Origin of the sequence: Myxococcus sp. AB025B (genome assembly GCF_006518215.1) — a bacterium.
Classification (GTDB): Bacteria; Myxococcota; Myxococcia; order Myxococcales; family Myxococcaceae; genus Myxococcus; species Myxococcus fulvus.
This window is the reverse complement of the sequence record NZ_SRLW01000469.1, coordinates 1-5,296: the sequence shown is the minus strand read 5'-3', so window position 1 is coordinate 5,296 and position 5,296 is coordinate 1. Positions and strand designations below refer to the sequence as shown.

Below are 5,296 nucleotides of genomic sequence, written 5' to 3'. Positions count from 1 at the left end.
GGCCTGGGGCCAGCCAATCCCACGGGGCAGGGTGGAAGGCGGCTTGAAGCAGGGGCCGCTTTTCCCCTAGCGTCCGGGTGGCAAGCGTCCCGCGGCCCTGGTGCCGTGGGTCCGACAGGAGACCCCCTCCGCGATGCCCCCGTCCGCCAAGCCGTCGTCCGTCCCCCCGCCGCAGGAGCTTCCGGCGCCGTCGTACCCCGCAATCGAGTCGCTGCTCGAGGCGACCCCCGCGGAGGACGTCCGGGCGCTGTTCGCCCCGGTGAAGGAGGGCCTGGCCGGCCTCAAGGGCCCCAAGGTGGAGGTGGGCAAGAAGGCCCAGGTCGCGCTGGCCCACGCCGAGCAGCTGCTGGAGCTGCTGGTGGACACCCGCGAGCGGCTGATCGCCGAGGCCAAGGGGGCCAAGGGTCGGAAATGACGGGCTTTTACCCGTTCGTCACGGTTTTTGACTCCGGGCAGGCAACTGGCGGAGCGCCGGGACGATAATGGGAGAAAGAGCACTGGATCATCCGGGAGCTCTGTCTTCTTCTTCTCGCAGCGCCTGGAGGATGAAATGGCGAACATCAACAGCATGCAGGGCCCCAGCATCCGGCTCTCCACCCACGTCACGACGGCGCGCCAGACCCCTGAGACGGGCTTCGGCGCTCGGCTCCACAACGGGCTGAACAGCGCGGCGGGCGCGGTGGGCACGGGCGTCGGCGCGGTGGCCGGCATGATTCCCGGCGGGCAGATCGTCTCCGCGGCGGTCTCCTCCGTGCACACGCTGTCCAACACGAGCGGCTCGGGCGCTGGCCCCTACGCCGGCGTGATGAGCACCGCGGTGGGCGCGGGCGGCGGTGTCGTCGGCGGCGCCTCCGTGGGCGGCGCGGCGGTGGGCATCAGCGGCGTGGCCGGTGGCATCGGCGGCGGCGTGGCCGGTCCTGGCACGGGCGCGCTGGGCACCAGCACGTCGGACACCGTGGGCGGCAACTTCTCCCTGAACCAGATGGCGGCGGAGAACTCCAAGCTGCTCAACCTGCAGGCGGCCATCCAGCAGGAGTCGCAGACGTTCACGGCGATTTCCAACGTGATGAAGTCGCGGCACGATTGCATCAAGAACTCCATCAGCAACGTCCGCTAGGCCCCTGGGGCCTGGGTCGGGCCGAAGCACGGCGGGGAGGGGAGCGGCGCCGCTTCCCTCCTGGCCGCGCGCGGAAAGGAAGAGCGAAGTCCATGGCGGAGAGCGTCTCGGAGATCTCGAACAGCCTGGTCCCCCTGGGGCGCCAGCAGGCCATGGTGTTGCTGGAGGCCGGCTACCTGTGGCTGGACATGGGACAGTTCGACAAGGCGAAGGAGATCTTCGCCGGGGCCGCGGCGCTGATGCCCAAGAGCGAGGTGCCGCAGCTGGGGCTGGGCGCCGTGGAGTTCGCGCAGGGCCGTCACGACAAGGCGCTCCAGGCCTACCGCTCCGCGCAGCGGCTGGCCCCGCAGGCGTCGCTGCCGCGCGCGCATGTGGGCGAGGCGCTGCTGTTCCTGGGCAAGGTGCCGGAGGCGCTCAAGGAGCTCAAGGCGGCCGTCGACCTGGAGCCGGAAGGTGACGGGGCGCGTCTTGCGCAGGCGCTCCTCCAGGCGAAGGATGCGGGAGTCCTGCCTCCCGCGAAGAAGTAGGGGCAGGGGAGGTTCACCCATGGCTGTCGGTGGCGTTGGACGCGGTGGAGGGAAGGGGCGCGCCGGTGGCGCGAAGGGGCCGTCGTCCGCGGCGCCCACGGGTGGCGCCTTCGGCGCCCGGGTGGACAAGGCCGAGTCTCTCGTCGGAGTCTCCGGTCTGGTAGGCTCCAGCAACGTCCAGGGCCCCCAGGCCGCGGACCCGGTCGCCGCGCAGGCGATGGCGATTGCCCGCGGGTTGAAGAACGGGGGCTTCAAGAGCAAGGAAGAGGCGACCCGGGCGTTGGTCGCCGAGGTCCTGAAGGAGAAGCTGCGCATGAAGTCCTCCTCCCTCACCACGAAGATTGCGGACGCACTGCAGGATGACCCGCGGCTGAACCAGGTTCTCGAGCGGCTGTGGTCCAAGGCCGAGTGAGCAGCGCTTGCCACTGGGCGACGACAGACAGGTCATCCTCACGAAGTATGGCCCCTACGTTCGGTCCCTCGCGGCGACCGTGCGCAAGCAGTTCAACGCCCAGCTGGAGCTGGACGAGCTGGTGGCGTACGGACAGATAGGCCTGCTGGAGGCCGCCGAGCGGTTCGACCCGAAGGTGGGCGCCAACTTCCTCACCTTCGCCCACTACCGCATCAAGGGCGCCATCTTCGACGGTCTTCGGAAGATGGGCATCCTGCGGGGCTCGGACGCCCGGACGGCGTATGTCGGGGAGCGGGCGGCGGCGTATCTGGGGAATTTGTCGGACCGCGAGTCGGGCTCAAGCAACCGCGGCAGCTCATTCGACGATGATGTCAGTGACATCTCGGATGCTGTGCAGGGGCTGGCGATGGTGTTCGCCTCCAGCCTCGAGGGTGCGGACAGCGCGGGCTACACCGACGAGTCCCTGCCGGTGGACATCCGGCTGGAGCAGGAGCAGCTGAAGACGCGGGTGCGGGCGGCGATAGAGAAGCTCCCGGAGAAGGAGCGAAAGCTCCTTCAGGGGTACTACTTCCAGGGCAGGACGCTGGAAGAGGCGGGGGCGGAAATCGGGCAGTCGAAGAGTTGGGCGTCTCGGCTTCATGCGCGCGCCATCGACCGGCTCAAGGAACTCTTGAACGAGGAGGAGGAACTTCCTCCGACCTCGACGGATGCAAGGAGGCTGTCACATGGCGGGTCCGATGGCGGGCATCTCCGCGGCGCAGGTGGCGCAGCAAAAGCTGCAGGATCAGGGCGCTCAGCAGACGACGAAGCAGGGCGCGTCGAAGTTCGACGGAGTTCTCGCTGACAAGGCGCAGGGCGCCGGTCAGGTGGACGCCGCGCAGGGCGTGAACAAGGCCCAGGCGACGCAGAAGACGGACATGGTCCGGCAGGTGGAGACGGTCAACAAGACGGAGAAGGCGGGCCTGAACAAGGTCAACGCCAACGCCGCCCAGCCCGTGTCCGCGAAGGCGGCCGAGCCCGTCGCCGCGAAGACGGAGACCGGCAAGACGGCCAAGGCCACCGACATGATGGAGCAGGTGCTCGGTGACCTGGAGAAGGGCCAGGGCAACCTGGAGAAGATCATCTCCCAGGCCGCCAGCGGCAAGCAGTTCTCCAACGCGGAGCTGCTCTCCCTGCAGGCGTCCATGTATCAGTACACCCAGCAGCTGGACCTGACGAGCAAGGTGGTGGAGAAGGCGACCACCGGTCTCAAGGACGTCGTCAAGACGCAGGTCTGAGTCCGTCCACCGTCCTTGGTGGCGCTTGACGAAGGGCGGCTCCTCCTGGTTGGAGGGGGCGCCCTTCCGCGTTTTCCGAGGCCCTAGTAAGCTCCCCGTGCCCATGATTCGCCGACCGCAAGCGTTTGTCGCCCCGCTCCTCGCCCTCGTGCTCGTGACGGGCTGTCACATCGAGCTCCAGCACGAGCTGAGTGAGGCGGACGCCAACGAAATCTACGTCCTGCTCAGCAAGAACGGCATCAACGCGAAGAAGGAGAAGGAGGAGGGCGGCAACGAGGTCCGGTTCATGATCACCGTGCCCAAGACGGATGCCGCCGAGGCCGCGGAGCTGCTCAAGCTCAACTCGCTTCCGCGTCCGGTGGAGAAGGGCCTGTCCCACTTCGCCAAGGGAAGCATGGTGCCCACCGCCACGGAGGAGCGCGCCATGCTCCTCAAGGCGATGGGCGGTGAGGTCTCCAACGCGCTCAACCAGATCGACGGCGTGCTGGAGGCGCGCGCGATCGTGAGCGTCCCGGAGAACAACGACCTGACGCAGCCGGAGAACAAGCCGATGCCGTCCGCGTCGGTGTTCATCAAGTTCCGGCCCGGCGCGGAGGGCAAGCCGCCCATCGACGTCAACGCGGTGAAGGCGTTCGTCGCCACGGCGGTGCCGGAGATGAAGCCGGACGCGGTGACGGTGCTGATGACGCCCGCGCTGGGACCCAAGGCGGAGAAGACCGACGAGAACCGGCAGCAGGACGTGCTGGGTCTGCGCATGACGGCCTCCAGCGCCAGCCAGTTCAAGGTGATGATCGCCGGAGCCTTCGCGCTCATCCTGGGGATGATGGGCGTCACGGCGTGGTCCATCATGCGCGGGGGCGGCGGCAACGCCCCCACGGCGCGTGGCCCCCGCCCCCGGGTCCGCCCGCCCGAGGCCTGACCGGTTCCGCGCCCCCTTCGAGGGGGCGCCTTCTTTCCTCCCAGCGGGCGTCGGTGGGGCCCGCGAGGTGACGTTTGGACTCGTTCTTCACCTCGCTCAACAAGCGCCAGAGCATGCTGCTGCTGACCGCCGTGACGTTCGGCGGGCAGGAGAGCCTGGGCGCGATGGAGCACCTCCCGACGGAGGAAGGTGAGCTCTTGCGCCACCGCGCGCAGGAGATCCTCCAGATTCCTCGCGACAAGCGCATCCCGGCGCTGGTCCAGGAGCTCAAGCGGCTGGTGAAGGACCGCCGCGGGCAGCTGTGGACCGCGGAGCCGGAGCGGCTGGCGGCGCTGCTGCAGCGCGAGCGCGGGGCGCTGGTGGAGATCGTCCTGCGCGCGCTGCCCGCGCCCCTGGCCGAGGCCGTGCGCGGCCACCTGCCGCCGCCTCGGGTGAAGCTGACCCGCGAGGTGCGGCCCCAGGTGCTGGACATCGTCCGGTGGAAGCTCGAGGAGGCGCTGGCGCGCGAGACGGGCGACTCGCAGTCCGCGGGGTTCAAGTTCTCCGACGTGCTGCTGCTGACGCAGCGCGAGCTGTTCACGGTGTGCGACCGGTTGGGCGCGCGCGTGCTGGGGCCGGCGCTGGCGGGGCTTCCGGACGCGGAGCGTGAGGCCCTGTTCGAGCCGCTGCCTCCGGACCTGAAGCTGCTCGCCTCCAAGTCGGTGGCGGCGAACGCGCCGCGCAAGCTGCCCGAGGAGGACGCTCGCGCGCAGCTGGAGCAGCACGATGCGCTGAGGAATCCGGCGGGCTCCATCCGCAGCGCGGGCGTGCAGCGCCTGGTGCGCGCGTGCGTGGCCCAGTCCGCGGAGTTCGCCGCGCGCATGGTGGAGAAGTACCGGGGCGAGTTCGGCGGGCTCATCGCGAAGTGGCTGCGCGAGGAGCGAAACCGGCAGCCGGCGCGGGGCGATGGTGGCCGCACGGACATCGTCATGGACCTGGAGCGGCTCGCCTCGCGCGGGCTCATCGAGCGCCCGGTGCGCCTGGCCACGCCGCCCCCGCCGCGAC

At 69.6% G+C, this 5,296-nt stretch carries 7 protein-coding genes and 1 pseudogene; all 8 read left to right on the top strand.

Going from position 1 to position 5,296, the window contains the following annotated elements; translation table 11 throughout:
- Positions 1-133: 133 nt before the first annotated feature.
- A complete protein-coding gene (locus FL311_RS40950; protein ID WP_141333053.1) occupies positions 134-415 on the top strand; it encodes a hypothetical protein in 282 nt (93 codons plus the stop codon).
- A gap of 135 nt (positions 416-550) precedes the next feature.
- The gene (locus tag FL311_RS40945) at positions 551-1,117 is read left to right on the top strand and encodes a hypothetical protein (protein ID WP_141333052.1); all 567 of its coding nucleotides are present in this window, start codon (positions 551-553) and stop codon (positions 1,115-1,117) included.
- A 92-nt stretch (positions 1,118-1,209) separates the two neighbouring features.
- Positions 1,210-1,644 (top strand): tetratricopeptide repeat protein, encoded by a 435-nt coding sequence (locus FL311_RS40940; protein ID WP_141333051.1) that lies wholly within the window; start codon positions 1,210-1,212, stop codon positions 1,642-1,644.
- 19 nt (positions 1,645-1,663) lie between these two features.
- Positions 1,664-2,056, top strand: coding sequence for a hypothetical protein (locus FL311_RS40935; protein ID WP_046712700.1), 393 nt, complete (start codon positions 1,664-1,666; stop codon positions 2,054-2,056).
- A gap of 7 nt (positions 2,057-2,063) precedes the next feature.
- A complete protein-coding gene (locus FL311_RS40930) occupies positions 2,064-2,900 on the top strand; it encodes a sigma-70 family RNA polymerase sigma factor (RefSeq protein ID WP_141333050.1) in 837 nt (278 codons plus the stop codon).
- Complete coding sequence (locus FL311_RS40925; protein ID WP_223746590.1) at positions 2,782-3,333, top strand: ATP-dependent helicase HrpB; 552 nt, start codon at positions 2,782-2,784, stop codon at positions 3,331-3,333. Before FL311_RS40930 ends, FL311_RS40925 begins: the two co-directional genes overlap by 119 nt.
- 103 nt (positions 3,334-3,436) lie before the next feature.
- A complete protein-coding gene (locus FL311_RS40920; protein WP_141333049.1) occupies positions 3,437-4,252 on the top strand; it encodes a type III secretion protein in 816 nt (271 codons plus the stop codon).
- Positions 4,253-4,326: 74 nt separating this feature from the next.
- Positions 4,327-5,296: pseudogene (locus FL311_RS40915) on the top strand (hypothetical protein); the annotation flags it as partial.

Excerpts from the sequence above, each read along its gene's own strand:
- FL311_RS40950 (WP_141333053.1), top strand. The coding sequence starts at position 134 with ATGCCCCCGTCCGCCAAGCCGTCGTCCGTCCCCCCGCCGCAGGAGCTT.
- FL311_RS40945 (WP_141333052.1), top strand. The coding sequence starts at position 551 with ATGGCGAACATCAACAGCATGCAGGGCCCCAGCATCCGGCTCTCCACC.
- FL311_RS40940 (WP_141333051.1), top strand. The coding sequence starts at position 1,210 with ATGGCGGAGAGCGTCTCGGAGATCTCGAACAGCCTGGTCCCCCTGGGG.
- FL311_RS40935 (WP_046712700.1), top strand. The coding sequence starts at position 1,664 with ATGGCTGTCGGTGGCGTTGGACGCGGTGGAGGGAAGGGGCGCGCCGGT.
- FL311_RS40925 (WP_223746590.1), top strand. The coding sequence starts at position 2,782 with ATGGCGGGTCCGATGGCGGGCATCTCCGCGGCGCAGGTGGCGCAGCAA.
- FL311_RS40920 (WP_141333049.1), top strand. The coding sequence starts at position 3,437 with ATGATTCGCCGACCGCAAGCGTTTGTCGCCCCGCTCCTCGCCCTCGTG.